The organism is Mesorhizobium sp. M3A.F.Ca.ET.175.01.1.1 (genome assembly GCF_004791945.1).
Lineage (GTDB): Bacteria > Pseudomonadota > Alphaproteobacteria > Rhizobiales > Rhizobiaceae > Mesorhizobium.
On the sequence record NZ_SRTP01000001.1, the window covers coordinates 206,198 to 228,276 of the forward strand.

Genomic DNA, 22,079 nt, shown 5'->3' on the forward strand with positions numbered 1-22,079 from the left:
GGGCGCAACACGCGAATTTGCGGATTGCGGTCAAGCACTTCGCTTGTGGCATGCGATATGCCGCCATATATAACGAGCTGGTTTTTGACAGGTGGTCATCAGGTGCTGAAGATCAATGATATAGGGCCGCAGGCGTATCGCGATGCGATGGCGCATTTTGCCGGCCATGTTCACGTGGTGACCACCGATGGTCCCGCTGGCCGGCGGGGCGCGACGGTGATCGCGGCCTGCTCGGTGTCCGACACGCCGCCAACCGTGTTGGTCTGCCTCAACCGCGAAAACCCCAAGAACGAGCCTTTCATCAAGAACGGCAACTTCGCCCTCAACACGCTTGCGTCGGACCAGGAGGCGCTTTCAGCCGGCTTTTCCGGCATGACCGGCCTACCGCCGGAAGAGCGCTTTGCCCTCGGCGAATGGGATGTGATCTCGACCGGCGCACCGACGCTGAAAGGGGCGCTTGCCGTCTTCGATTGCGAGATCATCGACACCAAGGATCTCGCCACCCACCGTGTGCTTTTTGGCAAGGTGACAGGTCTGCGCATCGGCGATAATTTGCGGCCGCTGATCTATCACAACCGCGGCTATCACGTTCTGTGAAGCGGGCAGGCGGCATCCACGGAGACAAGATGACCGCGCCGCGCCTCGCGCCGGAATCGATCGACGAAACGCTCGACCTTTTGACCGGCGCGGAGTGTGTCGCCGACCGCTCGCTGAGGCGGGCGCCCGGGGCGTCAAGGCGATGCTGCCGCATGTCGACGAGTTCCGCGCGGTTCACAATCTCGATGCGCTCGCAGACCTCTGCGCTTCGCTCGACCAGCGCCCGGCCTTTTCAGTCGACCCGCGCCGCTGGCTCAGAACTGGCGGGAAGCGCGCGGAGTAGCCATATGTTTGCCGGGAGCGCGGCGAGAGAAACAGATTTTGCGAGAAGCGACGATGGCCAAGAGCATTTATCTCGATGAGGCCCGCGATCCCTTAATTATCGCGGAAGGCTGGATGAAGGACGGCAAGGATGTCGCCATCGCGACCGTGGTCGAGACCTGGGGCTCGGCGCCGCGTCCGATCGGCAGTCATCTGGTCATCGACGCCGAAGGCAATTTCCACGGCTCCGTCTCCGGCGGTTGCGTCGAGGGCGCGGTGGTGACGGAGGCGATCGACGTCATCGGCTCGGGCAAGGCAAGAATGTTGGAGTTTGGGGTCGCCGACGAGACCGCCTGGCAGGTCGGCCTGTCCTGCGGCGGCCGCATCAAGGTCTATGTCGAGCGGCTGGGCTGATCATTCATGGACCCCTATGTCCTGAAAACCTTGAACGAAGAACGCCGCGCCCGGCGTGCCGCGGTGCTGGTCACCGATCTCGGTGACGGCCGCGACCGCGTCGTGCGCGAGGGCGATCACGTGGCAGGCGATCTCGGGGCAGCGGTCGCCACGGCATTCCGCACCGGCAATTCCGCATCCGTCGAAGTGGAAGGCCGCAGCTTCTTTCTCAATGCGCATCTGCCGCAGCCGCGCCTCGTTGTGATCGGCGCAGTGCATATCAGCCAAGCGCTGGCGCCGATGGCCAGGATCGCCGGCTATCCGGTCGAGATCATCGATCCGCGCACGGCCTTTGCCACGCCCGAGCGCTTCCCGGATGTCGCACTATATGCCGAATGGCCGCAGGACGTGCTGAAGCGTGAGCCGCTCGACAGCTACACCGCGCTTGTCGCGGTGACGCATGATCCGAAGATCGACGATTTCGCGCTGAAGGCAGCGCTCGATGCCGGCTGCTTCTATGTCGGGGCGCTCGGCAGCCGAAAGACCCATGCCAAGCGCGTCGAGCGCCTGCTGGCACTGGGCGCCGGCGCCGATCAGATCGCCCGCATCCACGCGCCGATCGGGCTCGACATCGGCGCCGCCAGTCCGGGCGAGATCGCCGTCGCCATCCTTGCGCAGACGATCGGTGCATTCCGCTCGCGCGGCCTGGAAGCGAAAGGCGCCGTGGCGTGAAGTTCGGTGCGGTCCCGATCGATGAGGCGGAGGGCGCCGTGCTTGCCCACGCGACGGCGGCTGGCGGGCGGCGTTTGCGCAAGGCGCACAGGTTGAGCGGCAACGATGTCGCGGCGCTGAAGGCGGCCGGCGTCAGGGAAGTCGTTGCCGCGGTCCTGTCCGCCGATGATCTCGGCGAGGATGCGGCAGCCGAAAAAATCGCCGCCGCGATGAACCACCGCAACGTCGAAGTGAAGCCGGCAGCGACGGGGCGGGTCAACCTGCATGCCGGAACCGCCGGCGTCTTCACCGTCGATCCCAAGATGATCGACGCCATCAATGAAGTCGATCCGGCAATCACCATCGCGACGCTGGCGCAGCATGCGCCGGTCGAGAAGGGCCAGATGGTGGCGACGGTGAAGATCATTCCTTTTGCCGTCGCGGCGAGCCTGGTCGATGCGGCGGTGAAGATCTGCGCCGGCGGCGAAATCTTCGCCGTCCACGCCTATCGACCGGTCAATGTCGGCGTCATCCAGACAGTGCTGCCCGGCATCAAGTCGAGCGTGCTCGACAAGACGCTGCGCGTCACCGACGCGCGGCTGGCGCGCTCCGGCGGCCGGCTGACCGCGGAACGCCGCACGCCGCATGAGGTCGCGCCGGTGGCGGAAGCAGCGACCGCGCTGGCGCGCGACAACGACATGGTGGTGATCTTCGGCGCTTCGGCCATGAGCGATTTTGCCGATGTCGTGCCGGCCGCGATCGAGAAGGCCGGCGGAACCGTTGTCCGCGCCGGCATGCCGGTTGATCCCGGTAATCTGCTGGTGCTGGGCACGCTAGCCGGCAAGCGCGTCATCGGCGCTCCGGGGTGCGCCCGGAGCCCCAAGGAGAATGGCTTCGACTGGGTGCTTGACCGACTGATCGCAGGGCTCGATGTGACGGCCCGCGACATTGCCGGCATGGGCGTCGGCGGATTGCTGATGGAAATCCCGACAAGGCCGCAGCCGCGCGAGCCGTTGCCGGTCTCACAATCGGCAGGATCGGAGCCGAGGGTCGATATTGTTCTTCTCGCCGCCGGGCGCTCCAGCCGCATGGGTGGGCCGAACAAGCTCCTGGCGCTGTTCGACGGCGAGCCGCTGGTGCGCCGTACCGCCGAGCGGACGCTGGGATCGAAGGCCGTCAGCACCATCGTCGTCACGGGCCACCAGCGGGAGCGCGTACGTTCCGCGCTTGCCGGTCTCGACTTGACGCTCGTGGATAATCCGGATTTCGCCGATGGCTTGGCTTCGTCGTTGAAGGCGGGCATAGCGCGGGTCGCGCCTGACGCCGCCGGTGCCATGATCGTGCTTGGCGACATGCCGGGGGTTTCGTCGAAGGATATCGACAGCCTGATAGACGCATTCGCCAAATCTGGCGGCCGCGCCGTGGTACGCGCCGCGCACCAGGGCAAGCGCGGCAATCCGGTGCTGCTGCCGCGTTCGCTGTTTTCCGCGGTCGCGCATCTCGAGGGCGATACCGGCGCGCGCCATCTGGTCGAGGTCGAGGGGCTCGACGTCATCGATGTCGAGATCGGGCAGGGCGCCTCGATCGACGTCGACACGCGCGAAGCGCTGGAAAGGGCGGGCGGCGTCCTGCAGGATTGACAAACCGAAGCCAAATTTCGCATGGCTCGACTTATGGTTCTCCATTTGACGTCCCGTCCGTGCTTACCCCCCTCTGGCCAGAGGGGGGCGTGCCGCGCTGTTCTCGCAGGAATGCTTTTCTTGTTTTCCACGGCCGCCAACGCCGACACGTTTTCGTTGAAACCTTTCAAGGACGATCTTTTCGCCTATCCGGCGACGCTGTCGACCGGCGACAATGGCGCCTACATGGTGCTCGATTATCGCGAGATGCGCGATATCAACCAGCGCGACGAGGTGCCGGAAAAGCGCGTGCATGCGGAATATACCGATCCCGGCGTGCGCAAGACGCAGCAGGATATGATGCTCAAGACCGATGCCGGCGATGTCCGGCATGTGGCGGTCGGCAAAACCGAGGGCGCCGCCATCATCGTGCTTTACCTGCACGGGCAGGGCGGCAGCCGCAAGCAGGGCGTCGACGACTTCACCTTCGGCGGCAATTTCAACCGCATCAAAAATCTGATGGCGGAAAATAGCGGCCTCTATCTGTCACCGGATTTTTCCGATTTCGGCGACAAGGGCGCAGCGCAGGTGGCGGCGCTGATCGATCACTATGCCGAGAAATCGCCCAGCGCCAAAATCTTCGTCGCCTGCGGCTCGATGGGCGGATCGCTGTGCTGGAAGCTTGCTGCCCGCAACGACACCGGCCGGCGCATCAACGGGCTGTTGCTGCTCGGCTCGCTGTGGGACGAGAGTTTCCTCGTGAGCCCCGCCTTCAGGCGCCACGTCCCGGTCTTCTTCGGCCAGGGCAGCAAGGACCCGGTGTTTCCCATCGAGAAGCAGGAAGCCTTCTTCCGCTCCATCATCGCCAGATCGAAAGCCTATCCCTATCCGACCCGCTTCGTACGTTTCGAGACCGGCACGCATGGCACGCCGATCCGCATGGTCGATTGGCGCGGCACGCTGAACTGGATGCTGACCAAGGCGCCTTAGGCCTGACAGCGTCGCTCAGGGCGGCGTGTTGTAATCCAGAACCGTTTCGGGATTGATCTCGCCGTCGTAGGACGCATCGACGTCATACTGCACCAGCGAGAAATTGCCGTTGCGGAACAGGTAAGTGCCACTCGACGAGGCATCGCCGACCCCGCGCCATTTGCTCATCGCGGTGATCGTCTGGGTCTTGTCGTCATAGTCCGAATTGACCAGTTGATCGTCAGTCTGGAAGCCGATGATGTGGATCGACTCGACCTTGCCCTCGCTGTTGTTGTTCTCGTAGCGGATGTCGAGCTCCGGCGCGGCGAACTGCAACTGCCTGACGCCGGACACATCGTCAGAGATGTAGTAGACCGCGCTCTCATTGTAGGCGGCCATCGAGCAGAAGAAGCGGAACAGCCGCGTCTCGCGCTCCGGCTCGTCGGCCCCCGCGTCCTTGTCCTTGTAATGGATGGAGTAGGCGGAGGGCTCGGCGACCGGCTTGCCGTCCGGCGTCTGCTTGTCGCACTGGTCGCCATAGGTCGCGACAAAGGCCTTCCTGGCCTGCTCTAGTGCTTCATCCTTCTTCGGCGGCGGTGGGCCGTCCCCGCAGCTTGCCGGCACAGCATGGTCGAAGTCCTCGCTCGACGGCTTGAGTGCGCCTTTGTCGATGAAGATCGGCTGGAAGGGAGGCTCCTGGATCTGCGTGTTGACCTGGCGCAGCGTGTAGCAGCCGGCGAAGACCTTGGCCTCGCCCTTATTGTCGGTCGCCTGGATGGCAACCGGAACATTGTAATAGATGCTGCCGGCGGTACCTTCATCCGATACCGCACCGGTCTTGACCTCGACGGTGTCGGTGCCGTCATAACCCTTGACGAAAGTGTTGAAATCCTTGGCCGGCTTTGTGTCGCCGTAATATCCCCAGGCGCGGGCGAACTCATGCCGGTTGATCGCGCTGTAGAGCGAGCGGATGACGGCTGCCGCGTCCGACCGGTCGTCGAGATAAGGTGCCTCGGCGGCGTTCGCCAACTGGCCGATGCTGGCAAGGGAGAGCAGGGCAGTCGCTGCCAGAGGGACGCGTCTCATCGGGAATCTCCGCTCGATAACGAAAACACTACCACGTCGATTGCGGCGATGCGGTGACGCTTCGGGAAGGGCTGCTTGAAGAATCGGGCCGCGAAGCGCTAGCTCATGGACCGCGGCGCTGGGGCCGACTGGAGAGATACTCACGTGACCATATCGATGTACGACATATGCGTGCCGGTCTTTTCGGCGCGGTTGAAGGCGCTGTCCAATGTCCTGTCCCTGGCAGAGCAGAACGCTACCGAGCGAAAGATCGACCCGCATGTGTTCCTGACGGCAAGGCTTGCGCCGGACATGTTCGCGCTGATCCGGCAGGTGCAGATCGCCACCGATCACGCCAAGGGCGCGCCGTCGCGGCTTGCGGGCCGCGAGGTGCCGAAATACGAAGACAATGAAGCCAACTTCCCCGACCTGCAGGCGCGCATCGCCAAGACGCTCGATCATCTGGCGACATTCTCGGCGGGTGACCTGGATGGCTCGGAAGAGCGGACGATCAAACTGCGGCTAGGCGGACGGGAAGTCACGATGCAGGGCATGCACTACTTGCTCAACGCGGCCATGCCGAATTTCTATTTCCACATCACGACGGCTTACGACATCCTGCGGCACAATGGCGTTCCGCTCGGTAAGCAGGTCTTCCTTGGAAACCGGTGAGCGGACATCGGCGGTTCCCAGATGTCGCCGTGAACCTCTCTTTTGCTCGAAACTTTGCGCGATGCCGCCCGACAGGGCGGCACTTGCCGGAACCGCTCCGGCGCGCTTTCAGCGCACTGACATTTCGCGAGCGATACGCGGAAAATCCGCCGGCTTGATGCCGATATCGGCTCGATCGGCGTTGCTCATCGCGTGCAGAAGCGCGAGTGCCGCGCGGTAACGCTGCTGCTCCGCCGGCCGCGGCCGGGCGAACATTTCAGTGAAGAACCCCATTCCTCAGGCCCCTAGTTGATCCTCCACGGCCCAAGGATAGGTGATTTGCGTTGTTTGTGCAGTGCAGCAATTGCATGGCTGCCATGCCCAGAGGTTTTTTTTCGTCACAATCGAATTTTTTCTGAAACTTTTACGGAAGCTGGAACGTAGCCCACGGTGCTGGCATTGGGCCGGCTTTTCCTCGCCACTCCTGGCGACCCTGCCGGGCTGCAGCAGATGCAGTCCGGCCCTTTTGACCATGTGCCCTTGGCCTCGCAGGGCAAGACAATTCTTAATATCGGCGGCATGCATTCTTAACGAGACGGCCCTAAGCTCTCGAACCGACAGCGCACGCGGCCGCGACAAAGGAGGCTGAGATCGGCACCGGGAGCAAGCGGGATTTCGCTTCGTTGCTCGACGACCTGTTCGTCGCCTCCGAGAAGGGCGAGGAAGAGGGCGCCCGGCCGTCTATTCCGTTCGACTATCTATCGGTGGCGGATGAGCTTCACTCCGGACGCATCAAGGTTTCCGGCGAGAGCTTTGCCGCCGAATATCGCGAGGCCGGTGCTGATCTTGCCGCCGAATTCGGGGCGCTTCTCGATCAGGCAAGGCTGACGCTCGCCGCAGAAGAGCACCGGCCGGAAGAACAACTGCCGCCGATCGATCCCGAATCGATTGCTGGCGAGCTCGGCCTCGACCGTCCGGGCAAGGCTCCGGATTTTGGCCGTATCCGGCGCAATTTCGCCTTCGCCAACCATCCCGACCGCGTCGCCCCTCATCTGCGCCAGCGCGCCATGATCCGAATGCAGGTGGCCAATATGCTGATCGACGAGGCCAAGCGGCGAGCCTTGGCAGCAGCGCGGCGCTAAAGCACATCGCGCTGAAACGGATCCAGGCGACGCGCTAGATATTTGTCTCTATGCACGTCGTCTCGCAAAACCGCTGCACACTTTTGCGCGACATGCAGAAGACACTCGGCGTTCACGCAAAAGTCGGCGCCGGCGGGGTTGGAGAACCTCCGGCCTTTGCTTTATGCTTGGATTTCCTCCCAGCGCAGTCGCGCAAACCATCCCGCCGGAGACATTCAATGCACAAACGCCGCCTCGGTCGGACCGATCTCCTTGTTTCGCAAATCTGCCTGGGCTCGATGACCTGGGGTCAGCAAAACACCGAAGCGGAAGGTCATGCGCAGATGGATCTGGCTTTCTCGCGCGGCGTGAATTTCATCGACACGGCCGAGCTTTATCCGATCCCGCCCAAGGCAGAGACGCAGGGGCGGACCGAGAAGATCATCGGCAGCTGGATCAAGGCGAAGGGCAACCGCGACAAGGTTGTCATCGCCTCGAAAGTGGTCGGTCGCACGGCCAATAGCTGGTTTCGCGGCGAACGGCCTTCGAAGCTGGTCCGCGGCGATATTTTCGATGCGATCGACAAGTCGCTTGCCAAGCTCGGCACCGATTACATCGATCTCTACCAGATCCATTGGCCGGACCGGGATATTCCCTGGGGCTCGAATCCCACGCGGGTCGGCGCGCCGCGACGCGCCGATGCCGCAGAGGCTCCGGCAGGCGAGACGCCGATTGCCGAGACGCTCGCCGTTTTCGAAGAGCTGGCCAAGGCCGGCAAGATTCGCCACTTCGGTTTGTCGAACGAGAGCTCCTGGGGCGTCATGCGCTACGTCACCGAGTCCGACAAGGGCGTCGGGCCGCGCGTGGCGTCGCTGCAGAACGCCTACAATCTCGTCAACCGCACCTTCGAGGTTAACCTGGCCGAGGTCTGCGAGCGCGAGCAGATTGCCTTTCTTCCGTACTCTCCGCTGGCGCAGGGCTATCTGACCGGCAAATACGATCACGGCGCGCGGCCGCCAGGTTCGCGCTCGCAGCTCTTCAATCGCGGCCAGCGTTACGAGACGCCGAACGCGGCTGAAGCGCAGCTCGAATACAGCGAGCTGGCGCGCTCCTTCGGAATGGAGCCGGCGCTGTTCGCCAACGCCTATGTGGCGAGCCGGCCGTTCGTGACCTCGAACATCGTCGGCGCCACCAGTGTCGCGCAGCTCGATATGGCGCTGTCCTCGGTCGAGGTGACCTGGACCGAGGATATGCAGAAAGCGGTCGACGCCATCCATCAGCGCGTCGGCAATCCTTGCCCGTAACGGCAATTTAGGGGGAGGTCTATGGCGAGCTTTCCGATCGAGGCCGTGCGCGGCAAATTTCCGGCACTTTCACTGACCGACAAAGGCCGCCGCCGAATCTATCTCGACAATCCTGCCGGCACGCAGGTGCCGCAGGCGGTGGCCGATGCGGTGTCGCGCTGCCTGCTCACGACGAATGCCAATCTCGGCGGGTTCTTCGAGACGACGATCGCGGCGCAACAGGTGGCCGACGACGCCCATGCGGCTATGGCCGATTTCCTCGGTGCGGCCAGCGCCGAGGAAATCATCATCGGCGCCAACATGACGACGCTCACCTATCACATGTCGCGCACGCTCGGCCGGACCATGAAGACGGGTGACGAGATCATCGTCACGCGCATGGATCATGAGGGCAACGTCTCGCCGTGGCTGCAGCTTGCCGAGGATCTCGGCCTCGTCGTGCGCTTCCTGCCATTCGACGAGCAGAGCTGGCAGATCGAGGAGGCCGCCTTGCAGGCGCTGGTTTCGCAGAAGACGCGGCTTGTGGCGCTGAACTACGCCTCGAATCTCACCGGCTCGATCAATCGCGTCAAGGCGCTGACGGCCGTCGCCAGACAGGCCGGCGCGTTGGTCTACGTCGATGCCGTGCAGTTCGCGCCGCACGGGTTGATCGACGTGCAGGCGCTCGGCTGCGATTTCCTGGTCTGCTCGGCCTACAAGTTCTTCGGGCCGCATTTGGGCATATTGTGGGGCCGCCGCGACATGATCGATGCGCTGAAACCCTACAAATGCCGCTGCTCCTCCAACGGCTTGCCGGAGCGGTTCGAACTCGGCACGCCGCAGATCGAGCTGATGGCCGGGCTGACCGCAGCGGTGGACTATTTCGCGGATCTCGGCGCGGCGGCCGGCGAGGGCGGTTCGCGGCGGCAACGGATCGCCAAGGCGTTCGAACTGTCCATCGCTCACGAGAATGGGTTGGTCCGGCAATTGATCGAAGGATTGTCCGAAATCGAGGGCTTGAGCATCCGCGGCATCACCGACCCGGGACGCGTCGGCCACCGGGTGCCGACAGTTTCCTTCACCGTTGAAGGGATCGCGCCGGAGACGATCGTGCGTCAGATGAACGCCGACAACATCTTCCTGTGGTCAGGCCACAATTATGCGTGGGAGATCGTTCACCAGCTTGGCATCCCGGCCGAGCAGGGCGTCGTGCGCATCGGCATTGCGCATTACAACACAGCGGCCGAGATCGAAGAGGCGCTGGAAAGCGTGCACCGCGTTGTCGCGATGCTGCGGCAGGAGCGTTCCTGACTCAGCTCCGCCTGCCGCCGAAGCCGGTCAAGAAGGCAGTAAGGTTCTCGCCGAGTGCATCGCAGAGGTAGCCGCCTTCCTGGACGATCACCGTCGGCAGACCGAGCCCGGCAATCGCCTCGCCGATGCGCGAGAAGCCGGGCGTGGTCACGGAAAGGCCGCCGAACGGATCGCCCTCGAATGCATCCAGGCCGAGCGCCACCACCAGCGCTTCGGGCGCAAAGGCGCGGATGCGCTGGAAGGCCGCAGCCAGCGCTTCCAGGAATGCCGCGTCGCCGGATTTGCGCGGCAGCGGCAGGTTGAAATTGTAGCCGAGGCCGGCGCCTTCGCCGCGCTCGTCGGCGTGGCCCCAGAAGAAGGGATAGAAGCGCACCGGATCGGCATGCAGCGAGACCGTCAGCACGTCGGGCCTGGCGTAGAAGATGCCTTGCGTGCCGTTGCCGTGATGCAAGTCGACGTCCAGGATCGCGACACGCGCCGCTTGTCCGCGCAGCACCTGCGCGGCGACCGCCGAATTGTTGATAAAGCAGAAGCCGCCGGCGACATCAACGAAGGCGTGATGCCCCGGCGGACGGCAGAGCGCATAGGCCGAAGGTGCTCCCGCCAGCACGGCTTCCGCCGCCTCCACCGCGCTCCAGGCGCTCCACAGCGCGGCGTTCCAGGTCTCTGCCGAGATCGGGCAGGCGGTGTCGGCCATGTGATAGCCCGCCTGGCCGACCGCAGAGGCCGGATAAGAGCCATTGCGGGCTATCGGGTGGATGTTCGGGATGACCTCCGCCGAGGCGCCTTCGATGCGCTGCCAGCGCTCGAAAATGTGCTCCAGAAAGTCGAGGTATTCGGGCGAATGCACCGCGGCGATCGGGGCGAGGCCAAAGTCTCTTGGACGTTCAATCGCCAGGCCAGCGGCTTTTGCACCGGCCAACAATCTTTCGATACGTTCCGGCTTCTCGGGATTTGGCTGCTGGGCGCCGCTGGAGAGAAAGGCCTTCGGGTCGTGATGCTTCTGTTCCTCGGCATAGAATACTTTCATCATCATTCCTCCGGCGCGTCGGCAAAGGCGCAGAACGCGTCGCCGACGATCTTGTGAACCTGTTCATAGTTCGCCCAGCCAATGCCCAACCGCTCATAGAAGGCCTTGGCAGTGTCGTTGTCGGTGTCGACGGAGAGCCTGAGATAGACGCCGCCGGCGGCGCGGCACTCCCTGGCCACGCGCCGCAGCAGTTTTTCGCCGATCCGCCGGCCACGGAAGCGGTCCTCGACATAGAGGTCCTGCACATAGACACCGGGCCTCCCCATCCAGGTCGAGAAGATCGGGAAATGCAGGCAGAGCCCTGCAAATTCGCCGTGTACCTCTGCGATCAGGGTCGAGAAGGCGGGTTGGTCGCCAAAGCCGTAGCGGCTGAGGTCTTCCGGCGTGGATTTGATCTCCTGATGTGCGCCGATATGGGTGCTCATGCGGAGCAGGGCTGTGTGGATGGTGTCGACGTCATCGATGCGGCCCGGGCGGAGGAGAACTGCTTTGCTCACGATAGGTAGGGCGCCCAGGCACCCCCCTCTGGTCTGCCGGACATCTCCCCCTCAAGATGGTCGGCAGACCAGAGGGGGGTGATGCTGGGCGCCGTCATCTCAACCATCCTCAAAACGCCACGCGGTCGCCGCCCTTGAGCGCAAGCATTTCGCGCGCTTCGGCAGGCGTGGCCACCTCCAGCGACAGGCCCTCCAAAATGCCGCGGATGCGGCGGACCTGGTCGGCGTTCGATTTCGCCAATTGCCTTCCGTCATAGAGGCTGTCCTCCAGCCCGACCCGAACATTGCCGCCCATGGCGGCTGCGATCGAGATCAGCGGCATCTGATGACGGCCGGCGGCCAGCACCGAGAACTGATAGGTGTCGCCGAAGAGTTTGTCGGCTATGCGCTTCATGTGAATGAGGTTGTCCGGATCGGCGCCGATGCCGCCGAGAATGCCGAGCACGAACTGCAGGAACAGCGGCCCTGACACCAGACCGCGGTCGCGCAGATGCGCCAGCGAATAGAGGTGGCCGACATCGTAGCACTCGAATTCGAAGCGCGTGCCGCAGCCCTTGCCGAGCTTCTCCAGGATCATTTCCATGTCGGCAAAAGTGTTCTTGAAGATCGCGTCGCGCGTCGCCTCGAGCAGCTTCGGCTCCCATTCGTGCTGCCATTCACGCGGCCGCTCCAGCATTGGAAACAGACCGAAATTCATCGAGCCCATGTTGAGCGAACACATTTCGGGCTGCGCTCGCAACGGGGCCGCCAGGCGCTGTTCGAGCGTCATCAGCGACGAGCCGCCGGTGGTGATGTTGATCACCGCCGCTGTCGCCTGCTTGATGCGCGGCAGGAACTGCATGAATACGTCCGGATCGGCGGTCGGGCGGCCGTCCTTCGGGTCGCGGGCATGCAGGTGCAGGATCGAGGCGCCGGCCTCGGCGGCGGCGATCGCATCTTTCGCTATCTGGTCCGGCGTCACCGGCAGATGCGGCGACATCGACGGCGTGTGCACCGAACCGGTTACCGCGCAGGTGATGATGACTTTTCCTGGCATTTCCTTGCGCCTCAGCGATTGACTGGCAGATCAAGTTCGATGGCAAGTGCTTCCAGCGCGTCGGAGAGGATGGCGATAATCTCACCGATCTGGTCGCGGGTCGTGATCAATGGCGGGCAAACCATGAAATTGTCGCTCACCGGCCCGCCACGCACGCGCCGTGAGTAGATGATCAGTCCGCGATCGAACGCCAGATCGATGAGCCGCAAATTGGCGTTGAGACTTTGGGCGAGCGGCGTCTTGGCCACGGGGTCGGCGTAGAGTTCCGCACCCATGAACAGACCCTTGCCTCGCACGTCGGCTATGAAAGGAAAGCGGCCGGACAGCGCTTCGAGCTCGCCCCTCAGCACCTCGCCCATGGCGGCGGAATTCTCGATCAGGCCCAGGCGGTCGACTTCGTCAAGGACGGCAACGCCGGCCGCGCAAGCGACAGGGTTGCCGCCATAGGTATGGCCATGCAGGAACCCGCCTTTTTCAACGATCGGCCCGACGATCCTCTGCGTCGCCGCAAGCGCACCGAGTGGCGCATAGCCTGAGCTCAGCCCTTTCGACAGCGCGACGATATCCGGCCGGCAGGACCAGTGATCACCGCCCAGGAATTTGCCGGTGCGTCCGATGCCGGTCATCACCTCGTCATGGATAAGCAGGATGCCGTAGCGATCGCAGATTTCGCGGATGCGCGGAAAATAACTGTCGGGCGGGACGAGCGCCGCGGTCGCGGCGCCGCCAATCGGCTCCATGATGAAAGCGAGCACGCTTTGCGGCCCTTCCTCCAAGATTTTCTGCTCAAGCATGTCCGCATAGCGGATGCCTCGCTGATCCATCGACAGGTTGTCGAGGTCGCGGTGCGCATAGGGGGCCGGCACCAACGGCATGGGCCGGCCGACCGGGTCGAATGTCTTGGTGAGGACGTCATCGCCAGTGACGGCGAGCGTGCCGAGCGTGATGCCATGATAGGAGGGCATACGCCCGATGACTTTCCAGCGTTTGTCCTGGCCCGTCGCCACAGCCCATTGGCGCGCGAGCTTGAGGCAGGCCTCGACCGCTTCAGAACCGCCAGACACGAAATAGATGCGGTCGAGCCCGTTCGGCAGCCGGTCGGCCAGCGCCCGGGCGAGTTCGATCGCTGGTTCATTCTCAAACTGGAAGATGTAGGCGAAGCTGACGCGATCCAACTGCCGCTTCATCGCCTCGATGACGTTGCGGTTAGCGTGACCGACATTGACGTTCACTGCGCCGCTCGATCCGTCGATGTAGCGACGGCCGATCTTGTCCCACAAGTAGATGCCTTCGGCTCGGTCGACCGTCGGCTGGGGCCGCCGGGTAAAATGGAAAAGGTTCGGTCGGCGGTTGGTTTCAACGGACTGCACGGCGCTCATTCACCTCTCTTGTCGAGGCCAAGATAGCGGTCGAGGACATTTTTCGTTACGCGTTCGACCATCGCGTCTTGCCGCAGCAGGCCGGCGACCCATTCGCAGCTTCCGGCATGGAAAACCTCGCCCTTGCCGCGCGGGAAGTTGACGATCATGCCGTTGCCGCGCTTTACCTTGTCGAGATTGGCGTCGCTCGCCTCGCCGAACAAAGTCTCGGCAGTGAAGCGGCCATCCTCGTCGGTGAGGAACTGGTCCTCGATCGGGATGTCGGCGCTCTCCTCGACCTGGCTCGCCATGCCGACGGCCAGCACCTGCAAACCGTCCGGCGCGCCGCTGGCGGCGGTCGGGTAGGGCAGGCCGCCGCGGATCTCGAAATCGAGCCCATCGACCTCATAGCCATAGACGTGGCTGTCGGCGCCCAGCAGGTCGCCATAATAGATGCCGGTGCCGGCGAAGGCCCAGTGCTCCGGCCTGTAGACGGGGAAGCCGCGCGCGCCGCGCGGCGCACAGCCGCCCCAGCCGGCATAGACCCCTCGCGTTGCATTGAGGCCGAATGTGGCGCTGCCCGGTCGGCCGATCTCCGGCGCCTCCCAGGAATTGGTGGCGCGTCTGACATCGCTTCCGCGATAGGCCGGGTCCTCGGCGCGGGCCTTGTACTTGTAGCAGACCTGGCGGCGGCCTTCGTCCTCCAGCCTGGTCTGCCACATGAAATTGCCGGCAAAGCGCGCCGCATGACCGCCGCACTCGACATAGTCATCGACCGCGTCGCGCATCTCCCAGGTCCAGTATTCGTCATGACCGACGAAGACGACGCAATCGTAGCCGTCGAGAATCTCAGGCGAGAAATGCAATTCGTGCTGGCTGGCGAGATCGATTGCATAGCCGGCGCGCTCGGCGAAGCGGAAGAAATGGCTGTCGTAGCTCGCCCATCCTGAAGAGGCGTATTTCTTCGAATGGCCGGTGGCGTAAGCCCATTCCATATGTGGATAGCGCGGCACGGTCTTGGGCGGCACCGCGACTTCCAGCGGCACGCGCGGCGCATCCTTGGGCAGCACGACGAAGCCGCGGCACCAGGGGCGCTGCGTCGACACCGTCGTGGCATATTGGTCCCGGTCCGGACCGGTGATGCCCTGGTAGTGGTTGGAGCCGCCCCAGGTGTTGTAGGCAAGCCAGGTGCCGGTCGCGGCCACCTGCAGCAAGCGGCCGGGCTTGCGGCCGGGCAGGGGTGCTACGATGAAGAGGTGATGGCTCCGGATCGGCTTGCCGCCGCGTCCGACGGCCGAGACCGTGACGCGATAGGCGCCGGATGGCCAGTCGTCGTCGATGCGGAATTCGAAGGAAGGTTCCCAGCCGCAACCCTCGACCGAGCATTGGTCCGGCGTGTCCTGCCAGCGTGCCGTCAAGCTGGTCTTCGCGAGGAGCTTGGTCTCGCCGCCGCCGTCGCGGGTGACAACGATGCTAAAATCCGACGCCGTCGAGCTGACATGCAGGCTCACCGTCTCGCCTGGGCGATAGGAAAAACGGTCGCTATAGCACCAGATCTCGCCGCTCGAGCCATCCATTCCCGGCCATTCGTAATAGTGGCCGCGCACCGACTCTCGGCGCTGCTCGGGCGTCAGCCCGAAATCGGGAAACTCGGTGGGCAGTCGCGTCAATGGACACCTGAAACCAACATGCCGTCATTGAGACCATTGGCCGGCCAAGCGTCAAATGGAAACGATCGGGCCAGCCAGCGCTTGGCCATTGGCGGCAAAGGGATTATCTCATGCTGAGGGATGTTCAGTATCGGGAGCCGAGATGCTGCGCGTGCAAAGGATCAAGGTCGACGACATCTACGTGCCTGCGGCGCGGCGCAAGACCCTGCACCCCGAGACCGTGCGCCAACTCGCCGAGGACATTCTCGAGAACGGCATGAAGATGCCGATCCAGGTGCGCCATGACGGCAAGCGGCATGTTCTGATCGAAGGGCTGCATCGGCTCGAAGCCGCCAAATGGCTGGGCGAGACGACGATCGACGCCTATTTCGTCCACGCACGGCGGCGTTGACCTTGTCGCCATGTCCCGTCTGCATCAACGCAGGCGATCGCATCGCATCAACGCTTTTCAATTGACGCTGTATCGCCGGCCGCTACCGTGCCGGCATTCTCACGAAGCGAGTGTTTGCGATGACGAAATACCAGGGCGGATGCCTGTGCGGCGCGGTGCGCTATCGCGCGGAGGCCTCGCCGATCAACGAGCGCATCTGTCATTGCCGGCTCTGCCAGAAGGCGATCGGTGCGGCCTTCAACGCGCGACTGCTGTTCCGCATCGATGACGTGACCATCGAGGGACCGGTGGCAACGGTCAATTCCTCGCCGGATCTCCTTCGCGGCTTTTGCCCGGCCTGCGGCACGACGATGTTCTCGCGGCGCGACTCCAAAGGCATCCTCGGCATCACCTCCGGCTCGCTCGACGACCCCTCCCTGTTCAAGCCCGACATGCATTTCTGGACCGCTTCCATGCAACCCTGGGTGCGGCTGGACGACGGCCTGCCGCAACACGCAGGGCCGCCGCCGGCCTGACTCATTTCGCCGCAGGCCTGCACAAAAATTTCATCTTCGATTCACGAGATAGCCGGCAAAGCGTCATTGGCGGGCCATCATTGCCTGCCTATCTAAGCGCTCACGCGGAGGCATCGAGGAGGCGACGGATGAGCGAGCGCATCAACACCCTGTACGAGCTTTTGAACGACCCGATCATTCAACTCGTGATGGAACGCGATCATGTGAAGCCGGCGGAGCTTCGCAGGCTGCTGGAGAGGGCTCGCGACAGGGCTGCCGACGATTCGCGCATCGATCAAGCGGTCGTGCCCCCTGCGCATGTCGTGGCCAGGAGCTGCCTGAAGCAATGGCTGTACCGCTAAAGCCTTGCCCTCCGTCAGCTCGAATGCGCCGGCAGGTAGCTGTAGTGGTCGCGAAAATACGCAATTCTGAAGCCGAGCCGATCATAGTTGCGACAGGCCGGTCCGTCGCGGTCGGGGCTCGGCGCTTCGATGTCGGCGACGAACAGTTTCGCGCCGGCGATGATGCCGTCGCGAACGATCCTCTCGCCAAGCACCGCGTCGAGATCGAAGCTCGGCGCCATGATGCCGGGCACCGGCGCGTCGATGCCGCTCCAGGCGGCACCGTCGGGGCCGATGTACAATGAGCGCACGGCGGCGACCGCGCCGTCACGTTTCAGCATATAGTGATGCCAGCCCTGGCGGCCAACCAGCGCCACGAGCCAAGGCGAGGTGGGCAGCCTGTACTTGCCATCGATGAAAGACGCCCATTCGCTCGCCGTCGGCGGCGTGACCTCCTCGACAGAAACATTTTCAGCCGGGAAGAGCGGTTCGACGGGCAACGGCGTCCCATCGCGAAAGATGCGTTCCCAGCCGCCCTGATGCTGCAGACCGCGGGCTTCCAGCCAGCATCGCAGCCGCGACGGTTCGGTGTGCGGGTTCGTATAAAACCAGGGTCGCAAGATGCCGGCCGCACGATAATGCGCAAGCAATGCGTCGACCTGGTCCTCGCAGGCCGGACCGTCGACCCCGAGGTTCTTGACGGAGTTGAAATGGATGAACGGGATCGTCGTGCAGGTGGTCCAGACGAGATCGCCGTCACGCGCGATGGAGAGGCCATGCCGCGCGGCAAAACCGGCGGGCGCGGCGTCGTAGAGGTCGAGCCAGGCATTGACCTCGGCGCGCTCGATGGCACGGCTCATATCACGCTGGACCGCCTCGATCGCGATTTCCGGTGGATGCGGCGGGACGAGCGGCTGCAGGTCCGAGAGGGCGGCGCTGTGCATGATCCTCCTCCAGTTCACCTTACAGTGTAAGATTAGTGGAGAATAATATGACTGCTCGCCTTGTCAAGCAGGATCAGCGGCACCTTACAAATCCGTGAATTGGATTTCCGGTGTGACGCGGCTAAGCCTGTCCCTGGGCTTTCGAACGACCATTCACTTTGACCGGAAAAGGACTGGGATGACCGACGTCTGCACGCAGGGACTGGACACCGGCTTTGTCGGCCTGGGCTATGCCAAGGTGGCTTTTCTCGGCATCGTGCAAGGCATCACCGAGCTGCTGCCGATCTCGTCGACGGCGCATATGCGCGTCGTGCCGGCCGTGCTCGGCTGGCAGGATCCCGGCTCTGCCTTCTCGGCGGCCATGCAGCTTGCGGCGCTTGCCGCGGTTGTCAGCTATTTCTGGAGCGATGTGAAGCATGTTGCGATGGGATCGCTGGCGGCGCTTGCGCAGCGCGATTTTGCCAACCGCCAGTTCAGGCTGGCGATCGGCATCGTGCTCGCAACCATCCCGATCGTTATCGCCGGCCTTGCGCTTTCCAGCGTGCTCAACGCCTGCAATTCACCGCTGCGAGGGCTGGCCGTGATCGGCTGGGCCTGCATCGTCATGGCCGTGTTGCTGGCGCTCTCCGAAATCTATGCCAGCCACAGGCTGACCCTCAACAAGGTCTCCGTGCTCGACGCCCTGCTCGTCGGCGTTGCCCAGGTCGGCGCCCTCATTCCCGGCGTCTCGCGCTCGGGATCGACACTGACGGCAGCGCTTGGGCTGGGCTACGCCCGGCCGGAGGCGGCGCGGCTCTCCTTCCTGCTCGGTCTGCCGGCGATCGCGCTCGCCGGCCTCAAGGAGCTGTGGGAACTGCACAAGGCGCATCTCGACGCGCATGGCTGGTCGATCCTGGCCGTCGGCCTCGTCGTCGCCTCGATCTCGGCCTTCTTCGCCATATGGGGGCTGATGCGGGTGCTCGAGCGCTTTTCCGCCTGGCCCTTCGTCGTCTATCGCGGCCTGCTCGGCGTTGTGCTGCTGATCGGTGTCGCCGTCGGCTGGCTCAGTTAGAGGCTTGCTCCGAATCCGCTATATCGACACCTGAACCTTAAAGCGCATCAAGCCGAATCGGATTCTGGCGACGCGCTTTTAGGTCTTTTTTGATGCATGTCGTTGTCCCAGAACCGCTGCACACTTCTGGGCGACATGCATGAGCTTCGGGTGCGCTGATGGATCTGGCAACGCTTCTGCACTCACTGCCTTTGCTGGCGACGCTGGTGAAATCGGCGCTGCCGGCCGCGGTCGGCGCGGGCTTGAGTGCCGGCCATTGGCTGGCGGCGCTGCCGCCCTGCCGCAATCTCAGCTTCGAAACCGCGACCTATCTCGTCTGCGAGACCGATCCGAAGCATTTCTCGATCGAGCTGTTCTGGAAGGACGAAGACGGCAAGCTCTACCAGTCGCTGCATAACCTCCGCACTGCCCAGCAGGCCGCCGGGCGCACTATGCTCTTCGGCATCAATGCCGGCATGTACCATCCCAATCTTGCGCCGGTCGGTCTCTATGTCGAAGAGGGTCGGCAGGTGACGCCGGCGAAGACCGGCTCCGGCTCAGGCAATTTCTCCATGCAGCCGAACGGCATCTTCTATCTCAGCGGGGGCAAGGCCGGCGTGCGCGCGACCAGGGATTTTGTGAAACGTCCGCCGCGGGTGGATTACGCCACCCAGTCAGGGCCGATGCTGGTCATCGACGGCAAGCTGCATCCGAAATTCCAGCCCGACAGCGCCTCGCGAAAAATCCGCAACGGGGTGGGCGTGCGCGCCGACGGCGTCGCGGTCTTCGCCATCTCGAACGACGTCGTGACATTCCACGAATTCGCCCGCCTGTTCCGCGACGAGCTCGGCTGCCCGAACGCACTTTTCCTCGACGGCACCATATCGAGCCTCTACGCGCCGGCCATCGGCCGCAACGACGACTACTGGAATCTCGGGCCGATGATCGGCGTGTTCAGGCGGTGGGAACGGCCGCGAATCGAGCCGACGGGCCAAAAGTAAATTTTGATTCAAACTTTGTTGGTAATTTCTCATTAGGAAAGGGGCTTCCGGCGGCGTCGTTCCTGCCTTCGGTCTGTTTGGTTTTGCGTACAGGTCAAAGATGCGGACTTTTGGCGTCGTCAGTTTCGTGCTCGCTTCGCTTTGCCTTGCCGGCTGCTCGTCCACGTCGAGCGTCGATGCCTTGCAGATGCCTTCCAACGAAACGACGAGCTCCGTGGTGCGGCCAAGCGCGCCTGTGACCAGGGCCGTCGCCACGAGGGATACCGAGACCACGGTGGAGACCGCCTCGATGACAGGCGCCACCCGCTTCGAACCGCCGGCGCCGTTGCCCGACGGGAATGTGGGTTCCGACGAGGAGAATCCGCGGCCCTTCGGCCTCGCCGAGGAAGAGGCGGCAGCGTTCCCCGCGCTCGACCAGCAGGACAGTGCCGAGCCGCAGGTCGAGGCCGCAGCGCTGGTCTCGCCGCCGAAGCGGCTGTCGCGGGCGGCTCCCGCCATGCTGGCCGGCCCCGTCACCCGCTATCGGTTCCGCGATGCCAAGCCGATCAATTTCGGCCGTGCCTCGCCCCGCCATCTTGCCGTGCACGGCGTCGACGTCTCGCGCTGGCAGGGCAACATCAACTGGGGCAAGCTACGCGCCCAGGGCGCCAACTTCGCCTATATCAAGGCGACCGACGGCGGCGACCATCTCGACCCGATGTTCATGAAGAACTGGCGCGGCGCCGATGCCGCCGGCTTGAAGCGCGGCGCCTACCACTTCTTCTACTGGTGCCGGACCGCCGGCGAGCAGGCCGACTGGTTCATCCGCAACGTGCCAAGGGTCCAGGGCGCGCTGCCGCCGGTGATCGACGTCGAGTGGAACGGCGAGTCCTCCTGCAAGCGCAGGCCCTCCCGCGAAAAGGTGCTGGAGAAGATGCAGGTGTTCATGGACAAGCTGGAGCGCCATTACGGCCAGCGGCCCATCATCTACACCAGCCCCGACTTCTATCGCGACAATCTGCGCGGCGCCTTCCTCGACTATCCGTTCTGGCTGCGCGCGGTCGCGGCACACCCGTCAAAAGTCTATCCGGGCCGCCGGTGGCTGTTCTGGCAGTACTCCGGTTCCGGCCTGTCGCACGGCGTAAGCGGCCGCATAGACCTCAACGTGTTCGGCGGCGACGAGCGGCAGTGGCGCGCCTGGGCCGGGGGCGGCCGGCAGATGGTCGCCGACGCGGATTGACCCGCTTTCGGATAGCCCGAGGCATCATAAGAATCGTGGACAGTGTGGCTTTGACGTAGGTCAACGCTTGAGCGGCAATGCGCCCACCTCGCGATACCCCCACAGGACAACGACAATTGCACGCCCGCGGCAACTTGCTGGCGCGGCGGAACGATCGGGCACTGCATTCGTTGGACTGACCAGGGACGTCGTGCGGCTAGAGGCAGACGCTCTCCCAAAATCAGGCGATGACCAAACCGCACGTGTTGTCCATCCGGAAGGAACGGGACCCGGTTCCGGTCGAAGCTGGTCCGGGGAGTGGCGTCAAAAGCGGAAGGAACTGACATGCCACTGACACTGACCAGTCCTGCGTTCGCCGACGGCGATCCGATCCCTGAACGTTTCACGCGCGATGGCGAAAATATTTCTCCGCCTCTGAAATGGTCTGGGATCCCTGACGGGACGAGAAGCTTGGTTCTCGTCGTGGACGACCCCGACGCACCGCGCGGGACGTTCGGACACTGGGCGGTGTTCAACATATCGCCCGACGTCGAGCACCTCGCCGAAGGGGAAGACGGAAAGCCGGGAACCGAAGCGCTTCAGCAGGGGAAGAACGACTTCGGCCACGCCTCCTACGATGGCCCGGACGCGCCGGCTGGGCACGGAGTTCACCACTACCATTTCCGGCTGGCGGCTCTCGACGTGCCGAGCCTCGGCATTCCCGGCCAGACCGGCGTCAAGGAAATCTGGAAGGAGGCCCGGCGTCACGCCATCGAGGCAGCGGAACTCGTGGGCACATACGAACATGCCGCCTGAGCCGCAAAGGCTTTTCCCCGTCGGGCAGGCCGTATCATTGGGGAGCCCGCAATGAACAATCCTGACCCGAACAATCCCCAACCGTTGCCGGGCGATCCCGGTCCCGAGCCGTCCCAGCCTCCAGCTCCGCCGGAAAACCCGCCCGGCGAACCGCCAGGCGTTCCTCCGCCTTCACCCGATCCCATCCCGGGACCGGGGAGGGGACCTCCTGACATCCCGCCGGACGCGCCACCTGAGTTTCCGCCGCTGGAGCCGACATTTCCCAGGCCGACGGCAGAAGAGTTCCGCGCGC

24 protein-coding genes and 1 pseudogene are annotated in these 22,079 nt (G+C 63.8%); 17 read left to right on the forward strand and 8 right to left on the reverse strand.

Annotation, left to right across the window (positions count from 1 at the left end; all coding sequences use genetic code 11):
• Nucleotides 1-102: 102 nt before the first annotated feature.
• The 6 genes and pseudogenes from EN818_RS01030 (at nt 103) to EN818_RS01055 (ending at nt 4,571) form a co-directional block, all read left to right on the forward strand.
• Nucleotides 103-597: a flavin reductase gene (locus EN818_RS01030; protein ID WP_129553938.1), complete on the forward strand. Its 495-nt coding sequence runs from the start codon at nt 103-105 to the stop codon at nt 595-597.
• A 115-nt stretch (nt 598-712) separates the two neighbouring features.
• A pseudogene (locus EN818_RS01035) lies at nt 713-880 on the forward strand (VWA domain-containing protein); the annotation flags it as partial.
• Nucleotides 881-933: 53 nt separating this feature from the next.
• Nucleotides 934-1,272, forward strand: a complete 339-nt coding sequence (locus EN818_RS01040; protein WP_095806015.1) for an XdhC family protein — start codon at nt 934-936, stop codon at nt 1,270-1,272.
• 6 nt (nt 1,273-1,278) lie between these two features.
• Nucleotides 1,279-1,983, forward strand: coding sequence for an XdhC family protein (locus tag EN818_RS01045; protein ID WP_095806014.1), 705 nt, complete (start codon nt 1,279-1,281; stop codon nt 1,981-1,983).
• A complete protein-coding gene (locus EN818_RS01050) occupies nt 1,980-3,602 on the forward strand; it encodes a molybdopterin-binding/glycosyltransferase family 2 protein (protein WP_129553939.1) in 1,623 nt (540 codons plus the stop codon). Before EN818_RS01045 ends, EN818_RS01050 begins: the two co-directional genes overlap by 4 nt.
• A gap of 111 nt (nt 3,603-3,713) precedes the next feature.
• Nucleotides 3,714-4,571, forward strand: a complete 858-nt coding sequence (locus EN818_RS01055; RefSeq protein ID WP_095806012.1) for an alpha/beta hydrolase — start codon at nt 3,714-3,716, stop codon at nt 4,569-4,571.
• Between the two features lie 15 nt (nt 4,572-4,586).
• On the opposite strand, the gene EN818_RS01060 is transcribed toward EN818_RS01055, so the two are convergent.
• On the reverse strand, nt 4,587-5,636 hold the full coding sequence (locus tag EN818_RS01060) for a DUF1176 domain-containing protein (protein WP_095806011.1): 1,050 nt from the start codon (nt 5,634-5,636) through the stop codon (nt 4,587-4,589).
• Between the two features lie 144 nt (nt 5,637-5,780).
• Here EN818_RS01060 and EN818_RS01065 point away from each other — a divergent pair, with 144 nt between their 5' ends.
• Entirely contained in the window at nt 5,781-6,287 is a 507-nt protein-coding gene (locus EN818_RS01065; protein WP_095806160.1) for a DUF1993 family protein, read from the forward strand.
• Between the two features lie 108 nt (nt 6,288-6,395).
• Here EN818_RS01065 and EN818_RS01070 read toward each other — a convergent pair whose 3' ends face one another.
• Nucleotides 6,396-6,560: a hypothetical protein gene (locus EN818_RS01070; protein ID WP_095806010.1), complete on the reverse strand. Its 165-nt coding sequence runs from the start codon at nt 6,558-6,560 to the stop codon at nt 6,396-6,398.
• A 389-nt stretch (nt 6,561-6,949) separates the two neighbouring features.
• On the opposite strand from EN818_RS01070, the gene EN818_RS01075 reads away from it, so the two are divergent.
• The 3 genes from EN818_RS01075 to EN818_RS01085 all read left to right on the forward strand — a co-directional run bounded on the left by EN818_RS01075 (nt 6,950) and on the right by EN818_RS01085 (nt 9,981).
• Nucleotides 6,950-7,408: a hypothetical protein gene (locus EN818_RS01075; protein WP_095806009.1), complete on the forward strand. Its 459-nt coding sequence runs from the start codon at nt 6,950-6,952 to the stop codon at nt 7,406-7,408.
• 218 nt (nt 7,409-7,626) lie between these two features.
• Nucleotides 7,627-8,691: an aldo/keto reductase gene (locus tag EN818_RS01080; protein WP_095806008.1), complete on the forward strand. Its 1,065-nt coding sequence runs from the start codon at nt 7,627-7,629 to the stop codon at nt 8,689-8,691.
• 21 nt (nt 8,692-8,712) lie between these two features.
• Nucleotides 8,713-9,981: a cysteine desulfurase-like protein gene (locus EN818_RS01085; protein ID WP_129553940.1), complete on the forward strand. Its 1,269-nt coding sequence runs from the start codon at nt 8,713-8,715 to the stop codon at nt 9,979-9,981.
• 1 nt (nt 9,982) lies between these two features.
• Here EN818_RS01085 and EN818_RS01090 read toward each other — a convergent pair whose 3' ends face one another.
• From EN818_RS01090 to EN818_RS01110, 5 genes are all read right to left on the reverse strand, one after another.
• A complete protein-coding gene (locus tag EN818_RS01090; protein ID WP_095806159.1) occupies nt 9,983-11,011 on the reverse strand; it encodes a histone deacetylase family protein in 1,029 nt (342 codons plus the stop codon).
• Between the two features lie 2 nt (nt 11,012-11,013).
• On the reverse strand, nt 11,014-11,436 hold the full coding sequence (locus EN818_RS01095; protein WP_095806158.1) for a GNAT family N-acetyltransferase: 423 nt from the start codon (nt 11,434-11,436) through the stop codon (nt 11,014-11,016).
• A 181-nt stretch (nt 11,437-11,617) separates the two neighbouring features.
• Nucleotides 11,618-12,544: a 3-keto-5-aminohexanoate cleavage protein gene (locus tag EN818_RS01100; protein WP_095806006.1), complete on the reverse strand. Its 927-nt coding sequence runs from the start codon at nt 12,542-12,544 to the stop codon at nt 11,618-11,620.
• A gap of 11 nt (nt 12,545-12,555) precedes the next feature.
• Nucleotides 12,556-13,923 carry an aspartate aminotransferase family protein gene (locus tag EN818_RS01105; RefSeq protein WP_095806005.1) on the reverse strand — a complete coding sequence of 456 codons (1,368 nt, stop codon included), beginning with the start codon at nt 13,921-13,923 and terminating at the stop codon, nt 12,556-12,558.
• Nucleotides 13,920-15,572, reverse strand: coding sequence for a N,N-dimethylformamidase beta subunit family domain-containing protein (locus EN818_RS01110; protein WP_095806004.1), 1,653 nt, complete (start codon nt 15,570-15,572; stop codon nt 13,920-13,922). Before EN818_RS01110 ends, EN818_RS01105 begins: the two co-directional genes overlap by 4 nt.
• A gap of 142 nt (nt 15,573-15,714) precedes the next feature.
• Here EN818_RS01110 and EN818_RS01115 point away from each other — a divergent pair, with 142 nt between their 5' ends.
• The 3 genes from EN818_RS01115 to EN818_RS01125 all read left to right on the forward strand — a co-directional run bounded on the left by EN818_RS01115 (nt 15,715) and on the right by EN818_RS01125 (nt 16,819).
• A complete protein-coding gene (locus tag EN818_RS01115; protein ID WP_095806003.1) occupies nt 15,715-15,963 on the forward strand; it encodes a ParB N-terminal domain-containing protein in 249 nt (82 codons plus the stop codon).
• A 119-nt stretch (nt 15,964-16,082) separates the two neighbouring features.
• Nucleotides 16,083-16,478, forward strand: a complete 396-nt coding sequence (locus EN818_RS01120) for a GFA family protein (protein ID WP_095806002.1) — start codon at nt 16,083-16,085, stop codon at nt 16,476-16,478.
• Nucleotides 16,479-16,606: 128 nt separating this feature from the next.
• Complete coding sequence (locus EN818_RS01125) at nt 16,607-16,819, forward strand: hypothetical protein (protein ID WP_135903910.1); 213 nt, start codon at nt 16,607-16,609, stop codon at nt 16,817-16,819.
• Between the two features lie 14 nt (nt 16,820-16,833).
• Here the strand turns inward: EN818_RS01125 and EN818_RS01130 are convergent, their stop codons facing one another.
• A complete protein-coding gene (locus tag EN818_RS01130; protein ID WP_095806000.1) occupies nt 16,834-17,742 on the reverse strand; it encodes a hypothetical protein in 909 nt (302 codons plus the stop codon).
• 178 nt (nt 17,743-17,920) lie between these two features.
• On the opposite strand from EN818_RS01130, the gene EN818_RS01135 reads away from it, so the two are divergent.
• The 4 genes from EN818_RS01135 to EN818_RS01150 all read left to right on the forward strand — a co-directional run bounded on the left by EN818_RS01135 (nt 17,921) and on the right by EN818_RS01150 (nt 21,787).
• The gene (locus EN818_RS01135) at nt 17,921-18,793 is read left to right on the forward strand and encodes an undecaprenyl-diphosphate phosphatase (protein ID WP_095805999.1); all 873 of its coding nucleotides are present in this window, start codon (nt 17,921-17,923) and stop codon (nt 18,791-18,793) included.
• Nucleotides 18,794-18,951: 158 nt separating this feature from the next.
• The gene (locus tag EN818_RS01140) at nt 18,952-19,773 is read left to right on the forward strand and encodes a phosphodiester glycosidase family protein (protein ID WP_095805998.1); all 822 of its coding nucleotides are present in this window, start codon (nt 18,952-18,954) and stop codon (nt 19,771-19,773) included.
• 100 nt (nt 19,774-19,873) lie between these two features.
• Nucleotides 19,874-20,992 (forward strand): GH25 family lysozyme, encoded by a 1,119-nt coding sequence (locus EN818_RS01145; protein WP_095805997.1) that lies wholly within the window; start codon nt 19,874-19,876, stop codon nt 20,990-20,992.
• Nucleotides 20,993-21,316: 324 nt separating this feature from the next.
• Nucleotides 21,317-21,787: a YbhB/YbcL family Raf kinase inhibitor-like protein gene (locus EN818_RS01150; protein ID WP_135903912.1), complete on the forward strand. Its 471-nt coding sequence runs from the start codon at nt 21,317-21,319 to the stop codon at nt 21,785-21,787.
• Nucleotides 21,788-22,079: the final 292 nt, after the last annotated feature.